At 38.8% G+C, this 22,638-nt stretch carries 20 protein-coding genes; 15 read left to right on the top strand and 5 right to left on the bottom strand.

Going from position 1 to position 22,638, the window contains the following annotated elements:
• Positions 1 to 96 precede the first annotated feature (96 nt).
• From ileS to H4J65_RS02230, 10 genes are all read left to right on the top strand, one after another.
• Positions 97 to 2,946, top strand: a complete 2,850-nt coding sequence (gene ileS, locus H4J65_RS02185; RefSeq protein ID WP_182194858.1) for an isoleucine--tRNA ligase — start codon at positions 97 to 99, stop codon at positions 2,944 to 2,946.
• A gap of 130 nt (positions 2,947 to 3,076) precedes the next feature.
• Positions 3,077 to 3,589, top strand: a complete 513-nt coding sequence (lspA, locus tag H4J65_RS02190; RefSeq protein WP_182194862.1) for a signal peptidase II — start codon at positions 3,077 to 3,079, stop codon at positions 3,587 to 3,589.
• Between the two features lie 12 nt (positions 3,590 to 3,601).
• Positions 3,602 to 4,033 (top strand): FKBP-type peptidyl-prolyl cis-trans isomerase, encoded by a 432-nt coding sequence (gene fkpB, locus H4J65_RS02195; protein ID WP_182182812.1) that lies wholly within the window; start codon positions 3,602 to 3,604, stop codon positions 4,031 to 4,033.
• 56 nt (positions 4,034 to 4,089) lie between these two features.
• Positions 4,090 to 5,019 carry a 4-hydroxy-3-methylbut-2-enyl diphosphate reductase gene (gene ispH, locus H4J65_RS02200; protein ID WP_182194865.1) on the top strand — a complete coding sequence of 310 codons (930 nt, stop codon included), beginning with the start codon at positions 4,090 to 4,092 and terminating at the stop codon, positions 5,017 to 5,019.
• Between the two features lie 409 nt (positions 5,020 to 5,428).
• Positions 5,429 to 5,992: a type IV pilus modification protein PilV gene (pilV, locus tag H4J65_RS02205; RefSeq protein ID WP_182194870.1), complete on the top strand. Its 564-nt coding sequence runs from the start codon at positions 5,429 to 5,431 to the stop codon at positions 5,990 to 5,992.
• A 1-nt stretch (position 5,993) separates the two neighbouring features.
• A complete protein-coding gene (locus tag H4J65_RS02210; protein WP_182194873.1) occupies positions 5,994 to 6,953 on the top strand; it encodes a PilW family protein in 960 nt (319 codons plus the stop codon).
• Positions 6,947 to 7,495 carry a PilX N-terminal domain-containing pilus assembly protein gene (locus H4J65_RS02215; RefSeq protein WP_182194876.1) on the top strand — a complete coding sequence of 183 codons (549 nt, stop codon included), beginning with the start codon at positions 6,947 to 6,949 and terminating at the stop codon, positions 7,493 to 7,495. Before H4J65_RS02210 ends, H4J65_RS02215 begins: the two co-directional genes overlap by 7 nt.
• 38 nt (positions 7,496 to 7,533) lie before the next feature.
• Entirely contained in the window at positions 7,534 to 11,094 is a 3,561-nt protein-coding gene (locus tag H4J65_RS18165) for a pilus assembly protein (protein ID WP_182194881.1), read from the top strand.
• Complete coding sequence (locus H4J65_RS02225; protein ID WP_220461260.1) at positions 11,094 to 11,501, top strand: type IV pilin protein; 408 nt, start codon at positions 11,094 to 11,096, stop codon at positions 11,499 to 11,501. Before H4J65_RS18165 ends, H4J65_RS02225 begins: the two co-directional genes overlap by 1 nt.
• A gap of 1 nt (position 11,502) precedes the next feature.
• Complete coding sequence (locus tag H4J65_RS02230; RefSeq protein ID WP_182185239.1) at positions 11,503 to 11,826, top strand: TapY2 family type IVa secretion system protein; 324 nt, start codon at positions 11,503 to 11,505, stop codon at positions 11,824 to 11,826.
• Between the two features lie 93 nt (positions 11,827 to 11,919).
• On the opposite strand, the gene H4J65_RS02235 is transcribed toward H4J65_RS02230, so the two are convergent.
• From H4J65_RS02235 to nadE, 3 genes are all read right to left on the bottom strand, one after another.
• Positions 11,920 to 12,513, bottom strand: coding sequence for a GspH/FimT family protein (locus H4J65_RS02235; RefSeq protein WP_310649903.1), 594 nt, complete (start codon positions 12,511 to 12,513; stop codon positions 11,920 to 11,922).
• Between the two features lie 328 nt (positions 12,514 to 12,841).
• The gene (locus tag H4J65_RS02240) at positions 12,842 to 13,405 is read right to left on the bottom strand and encodes a GspH/FimT family pseudopilin (protein WP_182137499.1); all 564 of its coding nucleotides are present in this window, start codon (positions 13,403 to 13,405) and stop codon (positions 12,842 to 12,844) included.
• A 78-nt stretch (positions 13,406 to 13,483) separates the two neighbouring features.
• Complete coding sequence (gene nadE, locus H4J65_RS02245) at positions 13,484 to 14,326, bottom strand: ammonia-dependent NAD(+) synthetase (RefSeq protein WP_182194897.1); 843 nt, start codon at positions 14,324 to 14,326, stop codon at positions 13,484 to 13,486.
• A gap of 211 nt (positions 14,327 to 14,537) precedes the next feature.
• Here nadE and glnB point away from each other — a divergent pair, with 211 nt between their 5' ends.
• Positions 14,538 to 14,876 (top strand): nitrogen regulatory protein P-II, encoded by a 339-nt coding sequence (glnB, locus tag H4J65_RS02250; protein WP_182137497.1) that lies wholly within the window; start codon positions 14,538 to 14,540, stop codon positions 14,874 to 14,876.
• Between the two features lie 168 nt (positions 14,877 to 15,044).
• On the opposite strand, the gene H4J65_RS02255 is transcribed toward glnB, so the two are convergent.
• On the bottom strand, positions 15,045 to 15,809 hold the full coding sequence (locus H4J65_RS02255) for an outer membrane protein assembly factor BamD (protein ID WP_182137517.1): 765 nt from the start codon (positions 15,807 to 15,809) through the stop codon (positions 15,045 to 15,047).
• Positions 15,810 to 15,961: 152 nt separating this feature from the next.
• Here H4J65_RS02255 and rluD point away from each other — a divergent pair, with 152 nt between their 5' ends.
• From rluD to clpB, 3 genes are all read left to right on the top strand, one after another.
• On the top strand, positions 15,962 to 16,939 hold the full coding sequence (gene rluD, locus H4J65_RS02260; RefSeq protein WP_182137496.1) for a 23S rRNA pseudouridine(1911/1915/1917) synthase RluD: 978 nt from the start codon (positions 15,962 to 15,964) through the stop codon (positions 16,937 to 16,939).
• On the top strand, positions 16,929 to 17,762 hold the full coding sequence (gene pgeF / locus H4J65_RS02265; protein ID WP_182194901.1) for a peptidoglycan editing factor PgeF: 834 nt from the start codon (positions 16,929 to 16,931) through the stop codon (positions 17,760 to 17,762). The genes rluD and pgeF overlap by 11 nt, the downstream gene beginning before the upstream one ends.
• A 157-nt stretch (positions 17,763 to 17,919) precedes the next feature.
• Entirely contained in the window at positions 17,920 to 20,499 is a 2,580-nt protein-coding gene (clpB, locus tag H4J65_RS02270) for an ATP-dependent chaperone ClpB (protein WP_182194904.1), read from the top strand.
• A 54-nt stretch (positions 20,500 to 20,553) separates the two neighbouring features.
• On the opposite strand, the gene H4J65_RS02275 is transcribed toward clpB, so the two are convergent.
• Entirely contained in the window at positions 20,554 to 20,997 is a 444-nt protein-coding gene (locus tag H4J65_RS02275) for a DUF4124 domain-containing protein (protein ID WP_182194908.1), read from the bottom strand.
• Positions 20,998 to 21,234: 237 nt separating this feature from the next.
• Between H4J65_RS02275 and pssA the strand changes: the two genes are divergently transcribed.
• Positions 21,235 to 22,086, top strand: a complete 852-nt coding sequence (gene pssA, locus H4J65_RS02280) for a CDP-diacylglycerol--serine O-phosphatidyltransferase (protein WP_182190559.1) — start codon at positions 21,235 to 21,237, stop codon at positions 22,084 to 22,086.
• Positions 22,087 to 22,638 lie beyond the last annotated feature (552 nt).

Below are 22,638 nucleotides of genomic sequence, written 5' to 3' on the forward strand. Positions count from 1 at the left end.
GGTAAATAATTAATAAATTAGCGATAAATTAAGAAAATAAAATATAACATCATACTAAGCAAAGCCTAGTGACTACGACAACGGATATTTATTTTAATGAGTGATTATAAGCAAACCCTAAATTTGCCCGCAACTTCTTTTGCTATGAAAGGCAATATGGCAAATCGTGAACCGAATATGCTAAAAGAATGGGCAGAGAAAGATTTATACGGTCAAATTCGTGCCGCTAAAAAAGGCAAAAAATCATTTATTTTGCATGATGGCCCTCCGTATGCCAATGGTGATATTCATCTAGGTCACTCTGTTAATAAAATTTTGAAAGACATTATTGTTAAATCAAAAACCTTATCAGACTTCAATGCGCCATACGTGCCGGGTTGGGACTGTCATGGTTTACCGATTGAACTCATGGTAGAGAAAAAGATTGGCAAACCAGGCCATAAAGTTTCTGCTAGTGTTTTTCGTGAAAAGTGTCGTGAATATGCCGGCAAGCAAATTAATGCCCAACGTGAAGACTTCAAACGCTTAGGCGTGTTTGCTGATTGGGATAAGCCTTATCGTACGATGGATTTTGATACCGAAGCTAATATTATTCGCTCATTGGGTAAAATTGCTGAAAATGGTCATTTACACCAAGGCTTTAAACCTGTGCACTGGTGCACAGATTGTGGCTCATCTTTAGCGGAAGCTGAAGTGGAATATCAAGATAAGCAATCACCCGCTATTGATGTGAAATTTACGCTTGTTGATCAAAGCATTGCTGATAAGTTTATTCAGCCAGAAGGTCATTCTGAAGCGCATGTAGGTGAAGGTTCAGTTTCAGTGGTTATTTGGACCACTACACCTTGGACATTACCCGCTAACCGTGCAGTGGCTGTGAATGCTGAAGTAGAATATAGCTTAGTACAGTGTGAAACAGCGCAAGGAAAAGAGCGCTTCATCTTAGCCTCTGATTTAGTGGCTTCGTGTATGGAGCGCTTTGGTATTGATAAATACCAGATATTAGGTCTTTGTCAGGGCAGCGATTTAGACCTTGTCGAACTTAAACACCCATTTTATGATTTTACCGTGCCATTAATTTTAGGTGAACACGTGACGACCGATTCAGGTACGGGTTGCGTTCATACAGCGCCAGGTCATGGTGTAGAAGATTTTGTTGTCGGTAAGATATATGATTTAGAAGTGGCAAATCCTGTTGGTGCCAACGGTGTTTATTTAGAAGATACCCCACTTTTTGCAGGTCAGCATGTTTTTAAAGCCAATGCTAATGTTGTTGAAACCCTAAGAGAGCATGGCACATTAGTGCATTATCATGCGATAGATCATTCTTACCCGCATTGTTGGCGTCATAAAACACCATTGATTTTCCGTGCTACACCACAGTGGTTTATTAGCATGGACAAGAAAGGTTTACGTCAAGATTCATTAAAAGAAATTGAAAAAACACGCTGGATTCCTGATTGGGGCCAACGTCGTATTGAATCTATGGTTGAAGGTCGTCCTGATTGGTGTATATCACGTCAACGTACGTGGGGCGTGCCAATGGCATTATTTATTCATCAAGACACGGGTGCTTTGCATCCTCGCACGATTGAATTAATTGAAAGCGTAGCAAAACTTGTTGAAGAGAAAGGCATTCAAGCATGGTTTGATTTAGAGCCATCAGCGCTTATTGGTGATGATGCTCAAGTATACGTTAAAGTTCCTGATACCTTAGATGTTTGGTTTGATTCTGGTACAACTCACTACTCTGTTATTAATGCCCGTGAGGAATTTGACGGCATTGCTGACTTGTACTTAGAAGGTTCGGATCAACATCGTGGTTGGTTCATGTCTTCAATGATTTCTTCAGTCGCTATGAACGGTAAAGCACCTTATAAGCAAGTACTGACTCATGGCTTTGTGGTTGATGCTAAAGGTCATAAAATGTCTAAATCTTTAGGCAATGTTATCACGCCAAAAGAAATCACCAATACACTAGGTGCAGACATTTTACGCTTATGGACAGCGTCGGTAAATTACACCCAAGAGATCACTGCAGGCGATGAAATATTTAAACGCCAAGCTGATGCTTATCGCCGTATTCGAAATACCTCACGCTTTTTATTATCAAACTTAAATGGCTTTGATCCCAAAACAGATTTAATTGCTTTTGATGATATGGTGGCACTTGATCGTTGGGCGGTAGATAAAGCTGCGCAGTTACAAGCAGATATTATTGCGGCTTATGATGAATATGAATTTCATTTGGTCGTGCACAAGTTAATGAACTTTTGCACAACAGAGCTGGGTGGCTTTTACTTAGATATTATTAAAGACCGTCAATACACTGCTAAAGAAGACAGTGTAGCTCGTCGTTCATGCCAAACAGCGATGTATTTAATCGCTGAAGCGATGACACGTTGGATGGCACCCATTTTATCTTTTACGGCACAAGAAATCTGGCAAGCATTGCCAACACCATCAGGTGAGACTCGTGAAGAGTTCGTTTTTACGGGTGTTTGGTTTGATGGTTTACCAAAAGCTTCAACAGCTAGTGTGTTAAATAATGATTACTGGAACGAGCTTTTATTAGTGCGCACAGAAGTCAATAAAGCGCTAGAAAATGCCCGTAAAGAAAAGCAGGTGGGTAAAGCGCTTGAAGCCGCGGTTACATTATATGCTACCAGTGAGCTGGCAGAAAAATTACAGCAATTAGGCGAAGAACTGCGTTTTGTATTAATTACCTCTAAAGCCGTGGTTGAAATTGTTGAGAGTGCGCCAGCAAATACTTTAGCCACTGACGTTGAGGGTTTATGGTTAACTGTTGCTCCAGCACAAGGTGTTAAGTGTGATCGCTGTTGGCATGTCACAGAAGATATTGGTCAAGATGAAAAGCACCCAGAGCTTTGTGGACGTTGTATTACTAACGTCGAAGGTGACGGTGAAGTTCGTCAATTCGCTTAAGTAGAAAATAGGCGAATGATATTGAAATTAAAACGTGTAGTACTTGTTTAAAGTCTGCACGTTTTCTCGTTATTAATAGAGTGAAGTATCGCGCTTCAAACGCGAGCAATATAAGAGAGTTTATTGTGCTATGAAAAAGTTATTTACCGAAACAGGCTTACGTTGGTTATGGTTAACCTTGGTTTTTTTAGTGGCCGATCAAGTGACAAAACAATTAATCGTCAGCAATATGGACTTGTCTCAATCAATCGATATTTTGCCTTTTTTCAACTTCACTTATGTCCATAACCTTGGCGCGGCATTTAGCTTCCTTGCCGACCAAGGTGGTTGGCAACGTTGGTTTTTCACTGCGATTGCTGCCATTGCCAGTATTGTTTTTATTGTTTGGTTAGCAAAAACACCTAAGCAACAAGCACTATTATCAGTGGCATTTGCGTTAATGTTAAGTGGTGCCGTGGGCAATCTTATTGATCGTGTGCTATTTGGTTATGTTATCGACTTTCTCGACTTTTATGGCTTTGGCTATCATTTCCCTGCCTTTAATATTGCCGATTCAATGATCTTTATTGGTGCTGCACTGATGATTTTCGATTCATTTAAAAATGGTGAACCGAGCAAAAACACACAAAATATTAAGACTTAAAGAGATATTTATATGACAAATTTAGTAACGGCTTCTTCACAAATTATTGCACATATCACTATGAAGCTATCTGACGGCTCTGCAGCAGATAGTACTAAGGTTAACAAAAAGCCAGCAAAAATCATTATGGGTGATACCAGTATTTCACCAGCGTTTGAGGCGCAACTTACGGGCATGTCAGCTGGTGAGAGTAAAGAGTTTACCTTAGCCGCTATTGACGCATTTGGTGAGCCTTTACCTGAGAATATTCATTACATGGATATCTGTAAGTTTAATGAAGACGCTCCAGCAAAAGTAGGTAATATTATTACTTTTAGTCAACCAGGCGGCGAGTTACCTGGCATGATAAAAGATGTCTCAGGCAGTTCAGTCACTATCGATTTCAATCATCCGCTAGCCGGACAAGACGTTACTTTTGTTATCGACGTTGTTGAAGTTACCTAAGTTACCTAAATTGATCAGTTAATCAGTTCAGTCAGTTCAGCAATAATGAGAATGTTATGGAAATTATTTTAGCTAACCCTCGAGGTTTTTGTGCCGGTGTTGATCGGGCGATCAGTATCGTTGATAGAGCGCTTGATTTATTTGAAGCGCCTATTTATGTGCGTCATGAAGTGGTGCATAACAAGTTTGTGGTTAATGGCTTAAAAGAACGTGGTGCGGTATTTGTTGATGAGCTAAATGAAGTGCCTGACGACAGTACGGTAATATTTAGCGCTCATGGTGTGTCAAAAGCCGTGCGCAACGAAGCGAAAAATCGTGGCTTAAAAGTCTTCGATGCCACCTGTCCTTTGGTCACTAAAGTTCACATGGAAGTATCACGCACGAGTCGAAAAAATATTGAATGTATTCTTATCGGACATGCGGGTCACCCAGAGGTAGAAGGCACCATGGGGCAATATGAAAGCACTCAAGGTGGTATTTATTTAGTTGAATCTACTGAAGATGTGGCAACACTTGAAATAAAAAATCCAGAAAAACTCTATTATTGCAGCCAAACAACATTATCAGTTGATGACACCAGTGATGTTATCGATGCCCTAAGAAATAAGTTTCCTTTGATTCAAGGGCCGCGTAAAGATGACATTTGTTATGCGACACAAAATCGTCAAGACGCGGTGCGATCTATTGCAGAACACGTGCAATTAATGCTGGTGGTTGGTGCTAAAAATAGCTCTAATTCTAATCGCCTGCGGGAGTTAGCAGAAAAAATAGGCACCACATCGTATTTGATTGATACAGCAGATGACATTGATGTTTCGTGGTTAGAGGGTATTGAAAAAGTGGGAGTTACAGCCGGAGCTTCAGCACCTGCAATTTTGGTTAAGCAAGTTATAGAGGCGCTTAAATCTCTGGGTGGTAAAGAGGTGATTGAATACCCAGGCAGAGCGGAGAATACTGTATTTGCGGTACCGATAGAATTGCGCTAGTCTTAGAATATATTTTACAGTGGTAATGTGTAGATAGTTTTAAATTAATTATCATTTAATTTTTTACTTACTTTTTCACTTACTTTTTCACTTACTCTGTCAGCTGATTTTTAGTTTTTTTAGTTACTTTTTTAATTTCAATGATTATTTATGATACTAAATTTTAATTTACGAGTAGTGTAGTGTTTAAAAACAAGGAAAAATACTCGTAATAATAATTTAAGGTATGAGTTAATGCAGTTCACCAATGTGATTTTTAACACATATGATGGTCTAATTAGTAGTGATTTCCCCGATCTCTACCTGCGTATTTCTTCGTATAAAATTATCTATTTCAATCGGTTAAATTTTTCAGCTATAGTAACAACATCTGTTGTTCACTTATTCTTATTTAAAGGGAGATTAAATATTGAGTAACTCATTTTCCTATTCCTCTTATCAAAAGCCTTCTTTAAATAAAGGCCTGACATTTATTGAAGTGTTAGTCGCCGTTTTTATTTTAGTGACAGGTATTTTAGGTGCGGTAGCCATGCAAGCTTCGGCTAAAAAAGGTAGCTTCGATGCAATGCAACGCTCTGTTGCATCTGCGTTAGCACAAGACATAGTCGAGCGCATGCGCAGTAATAATGCCACTACATTAGCTGAATATGCTGCTACCGATTACGGCGAAACACTTAATTCATTACCGGCCAATCGTTGTTATAAGCTTGATAGCCTCTGTACACCAGCAGAAATGGTTATTAATGATCAATATGAATGGGAAGTGTCCCTTATGGGTGCTGATGTTGTTAATGACGGTAATAACCAAGCGGGCTTAACCGGTGTTAGGGGATGTATAAGTCAGGCATTGAATGCAGTAACTGTAGTGGTGAGCTGGGAAGGGCGCACCGAAATAGCTGACGCGGAAAAAGACAATTGTGGTACAGCTGGTAATAAAAGACGGCAAGTTATTGTTAAGGCGTTTATAAATTAATATGAATAGTCAACGTGGTTATACCTTAATAGAAATATTTATCTCCTTGGCCGTCGGTTTAGCACTTTTTGCCGGCATCCTCAGCGTTTTTGTTGGCATGAAAACTACCACAAAAGAAACAGCAACTTATGGAGAGTTACAAGAAAATGGCCGTTTTGCTTTAAGTGTTCTTAGTGATGATTTGCTCAGACAAAACTTTTGGGGTGATTACAGTGGCACGTTAGACCTATCAATGTTAACTGCATCACCAGGTGCCGCTCCAGGTAACGAATGTGTTGGCGAAGGTTTAAATAATGGCACTTTTCCAAATGCTGTTGGGCATTTTAGAACGCTTTGGGGTAAAACAGTAACCAATAGTTCTGTAATGGGCTGTATTGATGATGCAAAAATAACGTCTGATATTATCCAAATAAAACGCGCTATTTCTCAACCTCTAACAGCAAGCACAAGCAATAATTACTATATTATTTCAAACATAAGTGAAGCAGAAATATTTACTGGTACCAATATACCAACGGTCTCAAATAGCCAAGTTTGGGAGTACCAGCATCATATTTATTATATTAGGGAAGAAGCCCAAGGCAATAATACTGTGCCCAGTTTAATGCAAAGGCGCTTAACAACCAATATGGCTTTCGACGCTATCATTGATGGCATTGAAATGATCCGCTTTATGTATGGTATTGACACTGACGCTCCAGGTAGTGCTGGGTATGGCATTGTTGATGCTTTTCTATCAGCAGATAATATGACCTCTACCCAATGGGATAATGGCAATAATAATAGAATTTTAGCCATACGTATTTATGTACTAGCGCGTAGCATTCTTCCTGATAACAAATATACTAATACTAATACTTATAATTTAGGTGATTTTCCTGTTACGTTTAATGACAATTATCGTCGATTATTATTTAACTCTACGGTAACTTTATACAATGCGGGAGTCGACTCATGGTAAAACAAAAAGTAAAGCAAAAAAATTATGCTGACAATTTGATAACCAATAGACAATCATTTAATCGCCAAAAAGGTGTGGTATTGATTGTGGCTTTAGTATTTCTTGTTGCCTTAACCGCTGTTGCTGGTGCCTTGATGCAAAATTCCACATCAGATATGAAAATGTCAGGTGCTAGTGAAGAAAAAGTGGTTGCCACACAAGAAGCGATAAGTGCTAGCGATGAGGTGATGTTTAGGCAAATTAATGCTGACTCAGGAAATAATAAATTTGCTGCTGCTATCGTGCGATTTCAAGATGAGGATTTTGGTAATGTTACAGATAGTTTAAATATTACCAATACCTATAGTGATACCACCGCAAGTCTTAATGTTGCCAACAATGATCTTGAGCTAGAACCTGATTGTTCCCACTCCAAATCTGCCTCTTCAGTACAAATATTTACTTGTAATGTCTTACGCGTGCAAGTGGTGCGAAAATATGGACGAAAAAACACCAATGAAGTTGAAGTAAATACTGGGGTTGTTCAGCAACTTTTACGATGAATTCATCGGTGTTTAAGCTAAATACAGGAGTTAATAACGTGAAAAAATTTTTTGCCATAAGCCTATTAGTATTAACATCAACTCTATCATATAGTGAAGATATTGAGTTGTACGTTAACGAAACGGTTAAAGTCGCTGCATCAAAAATACAAGTGCTTATTATCCTTGATGATTCTGGTAGTATGAATACAGAAGAAACCGTTAAAATTAGATATAATTCAGCCGAGAACTACCCTGCAATCGCTAATACAACAAAATTCTCAAGCGAACATTTATATTATAACAAAGGTGGTGAGATCCCTAAGCCAGATACCTCCTCAGAAAATCGACGTTTTTTAGCGTCTTTAAATGGTTGTAGCAGTGCTAAATCAACATTAGCGAATAAAGGTTTTTATACCGCGCATATTCGACGGTATAAAAATGACATCAAAGAATGGACAAACCTTTCAACAGAAAATGGTAGTAATATCAGTGTTTTGGATTGTAAGGATGATGTTTTAAACAACAATGACAACAATGCCACTGGTTTTGAGTCAGGCTTTCCGGTTAACAATTTAGGTAATGAGAATAATCCTGACTACTTCACCGATAACATAGACAGCTCAGATGTCGATTGGGGCGGTGAAGGCAGTGACTTAGTTACGCTGTATACTGAAAATTACTTACGCTGGTATCATGGTGATGATACAAGAGAAGAACAGCGAACCCGAATGGAGATGGCTAAAGAAAGTATTAATGATGTCATTACTTCTGCACCGTCGATCGATTTTGGTCTGCAAGTTTTTAATTATAATTTTGGCGATAGATCATATAGTGGCAACGGCGGCCGCATTGTTGCTGGTATCAGGGAAATGACTGAAACTAATGAAACTACAATATTAAATCTGGTTAATAATCAAGTTTCCGCTCAGGGTAGCACGCCATTATGTGAAACTTTATATGAAGCATCTCGCTACTTTTCTGGTGATAGTGTTAAGTATGGAAAGGATGATATCGATGTAGACTCTCAGGGATACAAAAAAAATAACCCCCCAAGAGATACCTCAATTGAATCATCGGGTCAATACGTTTCACCCTTTTCAGGTTGTAGCGACAAAGTATATGTTATTTTGATCACTGATGGTGAACCACAATATGATCATCATGCTGATAGTAGTATTGAAAGTTTATCTACGGTAGAAGATGGTGAAACCATTAACTTCTCTGGTAGTAAATACAGTTACGAAAATTCGGCAGGCTACCAGCAGAACAATTATTTAGCAGGCTTAGCTGAGTGGATGAGTAGTCGTGACCTTAATACCGAGTTAACCGGTAAGCAAACAGCTGATATTTACACTATTGGTTTTAGTGAAGGTTCTGCTAATGCCGAACCTTTACTCAAGGAAACAGCAGCGCTTGGCGGTGGGAAATATTTTTATGCAACAGATAGTGCTCAATTAACCGCTGCTTTAGTTGGTGCTTTAGAAGATTTAGAACCTAGTAATGACAGCTTAACCTCAGCATCTGTTGCTGCCAACAATTTCGACCGAACAGAGACCTTAAACTCTGTTTATTATGCGATGTTTCAGCCTGAAAATGGACCACGTTGGCAAGGTAACCTTAAAAAATATAAAGTAGTTAGTAGCAATCAAATAGGTAAACATGGCAATTCAGCACTGGATCTTAATAGCGGTCAATTTTCTGAAGACGTTACAAGCTTTTGGTCAGCAGATAACGCTAAAGATGGTGCTGCTGTAACAAAAGGTGGCGTAGCTGAAATGTTACGTAATAAAACCAACCGGATAATTTATAGTGATATTGGCAGCGGTGACGCTTTCGCTTTGTTAACACAGACTTCAGCTGAAACATCATTTGGTGGCAGCGCTGAACTGGCAACGGCACTAGATGTTAATGAGAGTGAGGTTGGCACTTATTTACGTTGGGCCAAGGGAGAGAATGTCGATAATATTGAATCAGATGATGGTTCTATACCCACCATGCGCTCAGATGTTTTTGGTGATCCATTACACTCTAAGCCGTTAGTGGTTAATTATGGCGATAGCATTCGAATTCTTATCGGCACTAATGCCGGTGCACTTCATATGTTTGAGGATAAAGGTGATAGCGTAGATGAAAGCTGGGCCTTTATGCCAAAAGAGTTTTTTAAAAATATTAAGCCATTAAGAGAAAACTATTCAACAGCAGAGAAAGTTTATGGTGTCGATGGCAACATAACGTCATACGTAGAGGATAATAATGGTGACGGTGTTATAAATGGTACCGATAAAGTGTGGGTATTCTTTGGCTTACGACGTGGAGGAACTTCATATTACGCACTAGATATTAGTACCCCAAGTTCCCCAAGTAAACTTTGGCATATTGATGCCTCTACCACAGGATTTGGCCGGTTAGGGCAATCATGGTCTCAACCAAAACTGGGTTATTCTAAGCTAAATATTTCAGGCTCTGGTAATAGTGCGGTTGCGGCACCCGTATTGTTTTTCGGTGGTGGTTATGATGTGGTAAACGATTCAAATACGACAGTAATTACTTATGCTAAGGGCAACGCTGTTTATATGATCGATGCTAAAACCGGCGTATTAAAATGGAGTATGACTCCTGCTGGTGGTGATACGGTATTCCCTGGAATAGACAGTATTCCATCAAGTATTGCCATATTAGACAGTGATGGCGATGGTTTAACTGATCGATTATACACAGGTGACACGGGAGGCAATGTTTGGCGTGTTGATATGCCTAGCGCTAATCCCGCTGACAGTGAGGATCCATGGTCGGTCTTTAAGTTAGCAGAGCTAGGTGGAGTAACCAACACCACTGATGATTTACGCTTTTTTAATGAACCATCTATCGTTCGTACCTTTATCAGTGAAACAATTGAAACAAAAGTCACAGATCAAGATGGTGAAACAACCGCTATTTTTCATCATCAAGAAAAACCTTATGACGCGGTACTTATTGGTAGTGGTGACAGATCAAACCCATTAGGTACAGATACTAATGACAGATTCTTTATGATTAAAGATCAACATATTAAAACTAAGTCTTTTTATAATATAGTCGAGCCAAAAAAACCTGTGGCACTGTTGAAAAGTGATTTATATAATTATACCGATAATCCTTTTGATCAAACGCTAACACTTGCAAAGCGCAATGAATTAGCAAGAGATGTTAGCAAGAAATCGGGTTGGTTTATAAACCTAAACCTTGAAGACACGGGTGAAAAAAGTACGGCTGAAGCTATTGTTATCAACGGTGTAGTTTATTTTACGACTTTTATTCCACCTAATTTAGATCCTAACCTTGTCTACTGTGAACAACCTAATGGTACCGGATTATTATATGCAGTCGACCTTGCATTAGGTACTGCGGTTTATAATTGGAAGATAAATGATGATGTGCCACCTGATGATGGACCACCCGACGACGCCGTCAGAAGTATCAAAATAAGTGAGCAGTTTTTAGGTGCGCCAACGTTAATTGTAGTACCTGACGCTAACGGCGACACTATTGGCAATATCATTGTTGGCAGAGAGGTAGTCATTACACCCTTTAAACTGCAGACCATGCGAACTTATTTGTACATTAAAGAGGGGGCATAATGTCAAAAATTAAAGCACTTAATGGCTTTACATTAATCGAGTTGTTAATCGCAGTTGCTATCGTTTCGATTCTAGCGGCTATAGCGATTCCGTCATATACTGACTTTGTTGCGCGCTCAAACCGCACAGAAGCTCAGCGAGAATTATTAAGAATAGCAAATATGCAAGAGCAATTTTATGTTGATACAAGAGCGTACACCTCTGATATGACAGCGTTAGGACTAGGTAATGACCCCTTTATTACTGAAAACTCTTATTATAGTATTGATGCAATACTTGCAAACGGAGGTTTTGTGTTAACAGCAACAGCACTTGAACCGCAAAGATCAAATGACAGCAGCTGTCAGGCGTTATCTGTTAGCAACACCGGACAAAAATTACCGGCCGATGTCTGTTGGGAGCAATAAAATGAAAAATATAATATTTGTGGTTACTTTACTACTATTGATTAATGCAAGTTTCAATGTGGCTGCAGCTAATATAGTGGTAAAAAAGTACAAGGTTGATGTTAAATGCCATATCGAATTGGTTGGTGGTAAGCAGTTGATTTACTTTGCTAGCGTAAAAGAAAGTCAAGTGAATAAACTTGTTGATACCCTAGCTAATCGCAAAGTACCAACACCTTTTTCTAAAGAGAGGCAGCAAGTGTATAAGGCATTTGAGTGCGTGTTGTTAAAGGCTAAGTTTAACTCTGTCAAAGCGAATCAGCTATTTGACGCACAACCTCGTTAATAGTCTGTTCGCCTAAATAATATTGCTCAGTGAAAAGTGAAAAGTGAAAGTGATTTTATTTTATAACTGTGCCCAGTAGTTGTTGGGCACATATTAACTACAAGAAACTTCAGTACCATTTCTATTCTCATCTTTACCGTCATTGTTCGTATCAGCAGTCGTGTATACCCGACCTGACAGAGATATTTCTACGCCACGCGATAAATTACTATTACCTTTAGGGCAATAACTAAAGTTGCTATTGCCCCCAGAGACTAACCGCCCCGTTGGCGCAAAAATAATAAGACCTTGACTGAATGTTAACGTGTCACCGCTAGCAATTTTCCCTTTAACTTTAACCAACTCTTCATTTACGCTGTCATAAGTCTTATTGTTGACTAAGGTACTTGCACTATTGATAAAGACACTTAATTCATTTTGCCAGTTGTCGCTGCAAGTTGTGCCGTTTAATGGGCAAAGGGTGACATTTTTACCACTATTGATAGCACTGTTTCTTGCTGTTAATACCAAGCGATGAATTTCACTTATTTCACTATCAACTCTTAATTTTACTATAAACTGACCTAAACTGGGGCCAGCAATGGCTGTTAATATTCCAATAATAGCAATGCCAATAAGTAACTCAACAATAGTAAAGCCTTTGATTAATTTTTTATGTTGAGATTTTTTAATAGATAACTTAGACACAAGGACAACTTTAGTGAAGATTAATGTTTTACTTATAACATTGTTGCTTAAGCTCAGCTAGGAAAGTTTGTTTAAATCATCGGCGCTAATTACAGCCTTGGTATCAGGGATATTAACTTTTTCTTCACCCACTTGTTAAAGCGAGTGTTTTACTGTTCTGTGATTTTAGCTTGAGAGCAGCTAATCGCTATGTCGTAAATTCCGTCTGTTGTTAACTTGATAAGGTATACACAAGGATTAAATACCACTGAGCGGGTATTAAAATAATGCATATTACACCCATCATAATATAATAATGAACATTAAAAAAAACTGGAAAAACAGTTAATTAAAAACATTTTATTTTAACTCCTGTGCGCCTGACATTCTTGCCGTTAGTTTTATTGGCTGCGCTAACATAGGCCCTACCTGAATTTCTTACAACAATACCTCGGTTTTTATCATTATGGTACTTAGGGCAATAACTAAATGTAGCGTTCTGTCCCCAGCCTAATAAATGCCCTGTTGGAGCATAAGTTAAGCCGATACGTGTTTTGCCATATTGTAGTTTATCTCCAGCTTTTATTGCGCCTTTTTGAGCGATAAGTTGTTCATCCAGTGCCGGCTCATATACTTTATTATTGTTAATGTCAGTAAATACACTCAGCTCTTGGTGCCATAAGTTTTTACATCTTCCTTGGCTATTTAACGGGCATAAAGTTACGCCAGTGTTATTGCTTAAGGCGCTATTTCGAGTAATTAAAATCAGACGATGCAGGGTAGATATTTCATTGTCTACGCGGGTGTAAACAATGAAGTTATTTAGGTTAGGAACACCAATGGAAAGCAAACTTAGCATTATAGCTAACCCAACCATAGTTTCGATAATCGTAAATCCATTATATTTTGACACTACAACCATTCCTTAGTTGAATAACCTTTTCAGTGCTAGGTATAGTCAAAAATATTGTAATTTACCAAACTAAATTAATTAACCTTCATATATCGTTGGAATTTCTGAACGCTTATGCTGCGTTTTCATATAGATAGCAATTATTTTTTCTTCGACTAATTTATCTGTGTTCTTACCTTCTAAAAAATCATCTAACTGGTCGTAACTTAGTCCTAACGCATCTTCATCTGTTTTACTTGGCGCTAGCTCTTCTAAATCAGCGGTTGGCGCTTTATCGATTAACTGAGCCGGAGCACCTAAACTGCTGGCAAGCTGCTTAACTTGACGTTTAGATAAGCCAAATAAAGGTGCTAAATCGCAAGCCCCGTCACCCCATTTTGTAAAAAAACCGGTAATGTTTTCAGCTGAGTGATCTGTACCTAGTACCAAGGCGCCTAATATGCCAGCAATATGATATTGCATTACCATGCGAGTACGAGCTTTGACATTACCTTTGGAAAAATCTACTTGTGCAGCATTGGCGGTTAAAAGATCAGCCGCTTGTAATGCCCGGATGGTTTCAGTATGTATACCCTCTGTGCCTGCAAAGATATTAGTGGTTAGACTATGACTAGGTTTTATAAATTCAAGTGCAAGTTGAGCGTCATCTTCATCTGCTTGTATATCAAAGGGAAGTCTTATCGCAATAAATTTATATGGCGGTTGATTTTCAGGGTTTTCGTTATTCAAAGCGTCAATAGCGAGTTGAGCTAAACGCCCGCAAGTAGAGGAATCAACACCACCACTTATCCCTAAAACAAGAGATTTAAGCCCCGATTGTATTAATTTTTTTTTGATAAAATTAACTCGACGTTCAATTTCAAACGCAGCATCAATTTCAGGTAATACTTTCATTTCATTGATTATTGCCTGGGCGCTCATGATATTTCCTTCTGGAGTATGTGGCATGTTACTTTTAAGCTGACTTATGCCAGCAGGTAGCTTTAGTGTAACAAAGTCTATCTTCAATTAGAATTTTTGCACTATAGGTATAAGTTAATTCTGTGTACAATTACTTGATATTCAGTTGTGATGTAGATAATAATAATTATCAGTAAAATGCTGACGCGTAAATCAACCTATAGGCTGTAAAATGAAAAAGATAGAAGCGATAATTAAACCATTTAAAATGGATGATGTACGTGAAGCACTAGGCGAAATTGGTGTGACGGGAATGACAGTATCAGAAGTTAAAGGCTTTGGACGTCAAAAAGGGCATACAGAGCTTTATCGTGGCGCAGAATATATGGTGGATTTTTTGCCAAAAGTAAAATTGGAAATAGTCGTGAAGACAGAAGATGTTGATCGCTGTGTAAACACCATTTTAGAAACAGCACAAACAGGAAAAATTGGTGACGGTAAAATTTTTATAACGGCTGTTGAAAGGGTGATACGAATTCGTACGGGAGAAGAAGACGAAGAAGCTATCTAGCGTTAACCTGTTAAAAAAATACCAGCACTAAGCTGGTATTTTATGTTCAGGCCTTTCTCTCAAACATCCTGTCTTTCTAGACACTAGTAAATCCCTATACGCTCGATGAACGGTATGTCGCGTTCACCTGAATGCGCAAGAACGACGATCTTCATAGAAACTAAAGCGTTACTTAGCAACTCGTGGGTTGTTAGGATAATTTGCCGCTAAAACTTGTTTGGCATTAATCTGTAAATCATTCAAGCCTAACTTGCCATAACAGACAATCATAATTTCTAATGCTTCTTCTGTTTCTGGGCTAGGAGAAAAATATTCAACAATATATTTTCCTCGGTTAGCAGAAGAAACATAGGCTTCACGCTTTAAGTAATAGCGCGCAACCGATAACTCATATTTTGCTAGGCGTGATTTAATGGCAATCATACGTTGGCGAGAGTCTGCAGCATATTTACTGTTAGGATACTTCTCTAATACTATTTTTAAATCATTGAATGCAGCGTGCGCCGCCGTAGGATCACGGTCTGAACGGTCTATTCCTGCTAAATTTTGGAATAAATTTTCTTGGGTAGCAACATTGATTAATGCACGCATATAATAGACATAGTCTAAGTTTGAATGCGCTGGGTTTAATCGTAAAAATCTGTCGGTAAGTGCCAATCCTTGCGCAGCATCACCGCTTTTGTAATAAGCATAAATTAAATCTAATTGTACTTGATGAGAGATTGGCCCATAAGGAAATCGAGAATCTATCGCAGATAAAATTTGGATCGCCTTTTGATATAAGCCATTATCAAGCGATGCTCTAGCATCAGAGAATAATGCTTGAGCTGACTTATCTGGCACCTTCTTAATATCTCTTTCACTTGTTCCTGAACAGCCTGTTAATGCTAACACTAGCGCAAGGCACATTATTTTTATTGTCACTTTTTCCATAGACTTCAATATCACTACTTTGTTTTAGTTAAAATAAATATCCTCCTCACTATAATTACTTAATGTAATTGCTTTAGCAAAGAGGTAAAATAAGCTATAGCATTCTAACCTAGCAATCCTGCCTTGCACAGTGCTAATTAATAGAGAGTTTGATGGCTGAGATAATTCAACACCGGGATACGGTTCCCGAATCATGCTTAGGTAAACGTTTCGACCAGACTTTGGCTGTAATGTTCCCTGATTATTCACGTTCACGGTTAAAAGAATGGATTTTAGCCGGTCATATTACGGTTGACGGCCTAGTTGTCGATAGACCACGAGAAAAAATGTTTGGTGGTGAAGAAGTAGCCATTGATACACAAGTTGAGAGCGAAGTACGCTTTCAAGCACAAGATCTACCTTTAAACATAGTGTACGAAGACGATGATATTTTAGTCATCAACAAGCCTGCGGGCTTTGTCGTACATCCTGGCGCAGGTAACCCTGATGGCACAGTTTTAAATGCCTTACTACATCACTGCCCGCAGTTAGATGTTGTACCTCGTGCTGGTATTGTTCATCGTTTAGATAAAGATACTACGGGATTAATGGTGGTGGCAAAAACGATTGCTGCGCAAACTAACCTAGTTGAATCACTACAAGCGCGTGAAATTACCCGTGAATACGAAGCTATTGCCAGTGGTATTATGACCGCAGGTGGTTTGGTTGATCAGCCTATTGGTCGTCACGCTACAAAACGTACTCATATGGCGGTTACTTTTTCAGGTCGCCCTTCGGTAACGCATTATCGTGTGATGGAAAAGTTCAGGTTACATACCCGTTTACGCTTGCGTTTAGAAACGGGTCGAACTCATCAAATTCGTGTTCATATGGCTCATATTACTCATGCACTGGCGGGTGATCCCGTATATGGAGGCCGTCCGCGTCCTCCAAAAAATGCCTCTGAAGAGTTACGAGAAATGTTACAACAATTTAAGCGCCAAGCCTTACACGCGGCAATGTTATCTTTATATCATCCGATAACAGGTGTGCAAATGACTTGGCATGCTGATGTACCTGAAGATATGGTGGCGTTAGCTGATATGTTGCGTAAAGATACCAAAATTCATCTTACTGATAGTGATTACTAACTTATCTAATAACTTACAATGTATTAAATGGCCAACAGAAGGTGTGTTGGCCTTTGCTACTACTCGCTTAATGCCTAGTAAAGATCAATTATCTAAACATTCAGCGCATTTATTATCAAATAGTACTTACACAGAAAAATTCCAAGCCGAGTTTGATGCTTTTAATCTAGGCGATCATGTGGGAGATTGTCCCAATACTGTGGCCCGAAATAGAAGCTTGTTACTTGATTACCTGCCAAGCATGACAAAAATTCAATGGTTAGAGCAAGTTCATGGTAATAATGTCGTTGTTGTTGAAAAACATCAAAATACGCCTATTGTCGCTGATGCCGCGATAACACATAGTCAGCACATCGCTTTAGCCATAATGACCGCCGACTGTTTACCTATTTTGTTATCAAATAAAGACGGTAGCGAAATTGCGGCCATTCATGCAGGTTGGCGACCACTAGCCGCAAATATAATCGAACGAACCATTAGAAAAATGCATAGTGCGGCCGATGAGATTTTCGCATGGATGGGCCCTTGTATTGGTCCTCAAGCTTTTGAAGTTGGCCAAGAGGTAAAACAGGCGTTCTGTCAAATGTCAGTAAAATTTGAATCTGCTTTCAAACCTGTGGCATTTTTAAATAATGGCAGAACAGAGGTAAAGTTTTTGGCCAATTTGCAGTTAATCGCCGAGTTACAACTCTTGGCATTAGGGGTTACCAATATCACTAAAATTGCAGACTGTACTTATAAGCATAGTAGTAAGTATTATTCTTATCGCAGAGACGGAAAAACCGGGCGTATGGCTAGCGTAATATCTATACATTCACTCTAGTAAAAATTATCCCTTATAAATAAGGTGATTATTTAAAAGTGTTCTGTTGATTTAGGTCAAAGTTTTAGCGACTCTTTTCTTGAAAACCCTCCTTGGTGTCCTTATAACATAGATAACTAAACTGTAAGCCCAGTAACATGGCACTAGGAGAACATTAATGCGTTTAGAAAAATTTACCCAGGCTTTTCAAGTAGCAATATCTGATGCACAATCCATCGCATTAGGTAAAGATCATCAATTTATCGAGCCAATACATTTAATGCTTGCGTTATTAAATCAAAACGCCAGCAGTATTATCCCTTTATTAAAAAGTGCCGGTATCAATGTGCGAACGTTAAGATCGCAAGTTGAAGTGGCTCTCGAAGAATTAGCACATGTCTCGGGCACAGGCGGTGAAGTGCAGCTATCGTCTGCCATGGGTAATATTTTAAACCTTTGTGATAAATTTGCCCAAAAGCATGGCGACAAATTTATCTCCTCAGAAATATTTATGCTAGCGGCGTTACAAGATAAAGGTAAGTTAGGTCAAATTCTTAAAGGCTTAGGGGCGAGTGAACAACGTATACAAGACGCGATAGTTCATATCCGTGGCGGTAAAAATGTTGATGATGCTAACGCCGAAGAAGTGCGTCAAGCATTGGATAAATACACCATTGATCTAACCGAACTAGCAGAGCAAGGAAAGTTAGATCCAGTTATTGGTCGCGATGATGAAATCAGGCGTACCATTCAGGTATTACAGCGCCGCACTAAAAATAACCCGGTATTAATTGGTCAGCCAGGCGTTGGTAAAACCGCGATTGTTGAAGGTCTAGCTCAACGCATTGTCGATCATGAAGTACCAGAAGGTATCCGAAATAAACGTGTATTGTCACTTGATATGGGCGCACTCGTTGCCGGCGCTAAATATCGTGGAGAATTTGAAGAACGTCTTAAAGCGGTACTCAGTGAATTAAGCCAGTTAGAAGGGCAAGTCATCTTATTTATTGATGAACTACACACTATGGTTGGCGCGGGTAAAGGTGACGGTGCTATGGACGCCGGTAATATGTTAAAGCCAGCGTTAGCACGCGGTGATTTGCATTGTGTTGGCGCTACTACATTAGATGAATATCGCCAATATATTGAAAAAGATGCCGCATTGGAACGTCGATTTCAGAAAATTATAGTCGATGAACCCAGTGTTGAAGATACCATTGCTATATTACGTGGTCTTAAAGAACGCTATGAACTCCATCATAATGTTGAAATAACAGATCCCGCTATTGTTGCCGCAGCAACCTTATCTCATCGCTATGTTAGCGACCGTCAATTACCCGACAAAGCTATCGATCTTATTGATGAAGCAGCTTCTAGTATTCGTATGCAAATGGATTCTAAGCCAGAGAACTTAGACCGATTAGAAAGGCGTTTAATTCAACTGAAATTGGAACAAAGGGCTTTATCAAAAGATTCTGATCCGGCCTCTAAAAAACGTTTGGACCTCATCTCGGATGAAATCGGCACTTGCCAAGTCAGTTATGACGAGTTAGATGAAGTCTGGAAAACCGAAAAAGCGGCACTACATGGTACACAAGCGATTAAAACTGATTTAGAGCATGCTCGTATTGAACTTGAAGCGGCTCGTCGCGTAGGCGATCTTAATACCATGGCCGAGTTACAATATAGTCGCATCCCTGATCTTGAAAAACAGCTAGATCTGGCTAGCCAAGCAGAAATGCAAGAAATGACCTTGCTGCGAAACAAAGTGACTGACGTAGAAATAGCTGACGTGTTAAGCCGAGCGACCGGAATTCCGGTTGCAAAAATGCTCGAAGGTGAATGTGATAAATTATTGCAAATGGAAGATAACCTGCACAAACGCGTTATTGGGCAATCAGAAGCGGTAGTTTCAGTATCAAATGCTATTCGTCGCTCAAGGGCAGGTTTGGCAGACCCAGATCAACCCATAGGCTCATTCCTATTTCTTGGCCCTACTGGTGTAGGTAAAACAGAATTAACTAAAGCTTTAGCCCACTTTCTTTTTGATAGTGAAGATTCATTGGTGCGAGTTGATATGTCAGAGTTTATGGAGAAACACTCTGTTGCACGTTTAGTGGGAGCGCCTCCAGGTTATGTCGGTTATGAGGAAGGTGGCTATTTAACTGAAGCGGTGAGACGTAAACCATATTCTGTTATTTTACTTGATGAAATTGAAAAAGCGCATCCTGACGTTTTTAATATTTTACTACAAGTATTAGATGACGGACGCTTAACTGATGGGCAAGGGCGTACGGTCGACTTTAAAAATACGGTTATTATTATGACCTCCAACATTGGCTCAGATATTATTCAGGAATATGTTGATGACAGCCAATATCCGCAAATGAAAGCTCGGGTAATAGCAGAACTTGGTAATCACTTCAAGCCAGAGTTTATTAATCGGGTCGATGAAACCGTAGTGTTTCATCCTTTACTTGCTGAGCAAATTAAAAGTATCGCAAGTATTCAAATATCGGCCTTAACTAAGCGATTAGAAGAACGCGATATCACCATGACATTATCGGAAGCAGCATTATCTTTTGTTGCGGCGGCGGGCTTTGATCCAATTTTTGGTGCTAGACCTTTAAAACGCTCTATCCAGCAAGAAATTGAAAACCCTTTAGCACATAAATTATTGGCTAACGAATTTTCCGCTGGTGATCATATATTTGTTGAGCTTGTTGATAATAATTTGAATTTCACCGTTAAAGCTTAGTGGCGTTATCGTAAGCTAATATACCCTAGATGCAGGCTGACAATGTTTACTGATTTAATCAGTACAGTAAACTTCAGCCTGTTTTTTATTCATCGTTAACTGTTGCTGTTTTTCTAATGCCGTTAATATCTCTACACTACCTTGCCCATTTTTATATTGAATTGTATCAAAATTGGCTAATGTTGTTATATTTTCGCGAGCAGTTAAACACTTCTCATCATTAAGCTCATGGTTAACATTACTTTTCTCGCTACTATCACCCAAAGTATTATTTTGTAATTTTAAAGCTTCATCACTACTCGCTTCATCAGTAATGACGGAAGATTTTTTATTATTTGACATACTAATTTCGATATAGTCATCACGGTCTGGCTGATGTTGACTAAAATGAACGACATTGTGTTCGTCGAACCAACGATAAACTGTCATTTTTTCAGCTGCAAAGACATCAAAAGATACTAATGTGACTAAACAGAATGAGAAGGTTTTAATGTGCATATTGATACCTATCCATAAGTTAATACTTAATTTCCTTATTATTAGCATAATGAGCTAAAACAATAGTCACTGGCGACTATTCTGTAATCACTATAATGTTTTATAACAACACCAAGACCAGTTTACAAATTTTTGCTAGTTTTATTAATCATTCATGGGTACTACAGCTACCGTTAATAATTAAACTTATGCTAGATTAGAGCTCTCTATTCATATTAACGTATTTCGGTTTTACTTATGCCAGACAAACATAATGACGATTCGCTGCAAACTCGTGGCATTTATCTTTTACCCAACTTATTAACCACTGCAGGATTGTTTTCTGGCTTTTATGCCGTTATATCATCAATGAATGGGCATTTTATTAGTGCCGCGGTTGCTATCTTTATTGCGATGATTTTCGATGGTTTAGATGGCCGGGTTGCACGAATGACTAATACTCAAAGTGAGTTTGGCGCAGAATATGACAGTATGGCTGATATGTTGTCATTTGGCATAGCACCAGGAATAGTGGCATATAATTGGGCGCTTTCAAGTTTTGGCAAGTTTGGTTGGTTAGCCGCATTTGTTTATGTAGCTTGTGCCGCATTGCGTCTTTCACGCTTTAATACCCAAGTTGGCATCGCCGACAAACGCTATTTTCAAGGCTTAGCTAGCCCAGCTGCCGCAGGCGTTGTTGCTAGCCTTATTTGGGTTGGTAGCGAATATAAAATTAACGGTCAAGACTATGGTTATCTTGTTGGAATTATTACCATCATACTTGGTCTGTTAATGGTGAGTAACTTTAGATACAACAGCTTTAAGGAAGTTGACTGGAAAGGTAAGGTAAATTTTGTTGTTGTACTATTAATAGTGCTCGCCTTTGTGGTTATTGCATCGAGTCCTGAAAATATCCTGCTTATTATATTTGCTTTCTATGCTTGTTCAGGACCATTTACCACTATCCGCTCAGTAAAAAAATTGAAATTAGAGCATGTAGTAGGTGACGATCAAGATGCAGACTTTCACCGTTATAGTGAAAATAAAGCGACGGATGCCGAAAAAGTAGCAAAAGAAGAGACTAAATCAAAAAAAGAGCCTGAAAAATAAAGCTAATCACCTTATATAAACCATGCTTACACATTTATTACTCAGTCGCTTTATTACTTCTAAGTATAATCTAAGTATAAAAAGCGTAATATATAAGATAAAAGCAGCAGTATTTAGCGCTTATTTCATCTTGTTAGAACGAAAAAACAACGTCTTGCTTAATTAAAAGGCAAACAGTCATTTAATCGTAATTTAATTGATATTAGGTGTTGACGTGAAGCCAGAAATCTCTAGAATGCGCTCCAGTTCCAAGGGGTAACCCAAACGAATGGTTTTAATGAGTTATCTAACTCGGTCTAGGCTGATTAAGTTAACTTAACGTTTTAAAAGTGAGTTTGAATCTTCTGAAAAGAAAGTTTAAAAAACCTAAATAAAACGTTGACATTAAAACTCAGGTGCGTAGAATGCGCATCTCGCTTCAGGCAATGCCTGCAGCAACGAATTACTTTACGGTATAGAGCGAATGAGATTCTGTATCGGTTAGTTATCTTCTTTGAAGAAACTAACTTTCTTTAACAATTAGTTATCATGCAATTTGTGTGGACACTCACA

This window comes from Colwellia sp. MB02u-9 (assembly GCF_014077085.1).
Classification (GTDB): Bacteria; Pseudomonadota; Gammaproteobacteria; order Enterobacterales; family Alteromonadaceae; genus Cognaticolwellia.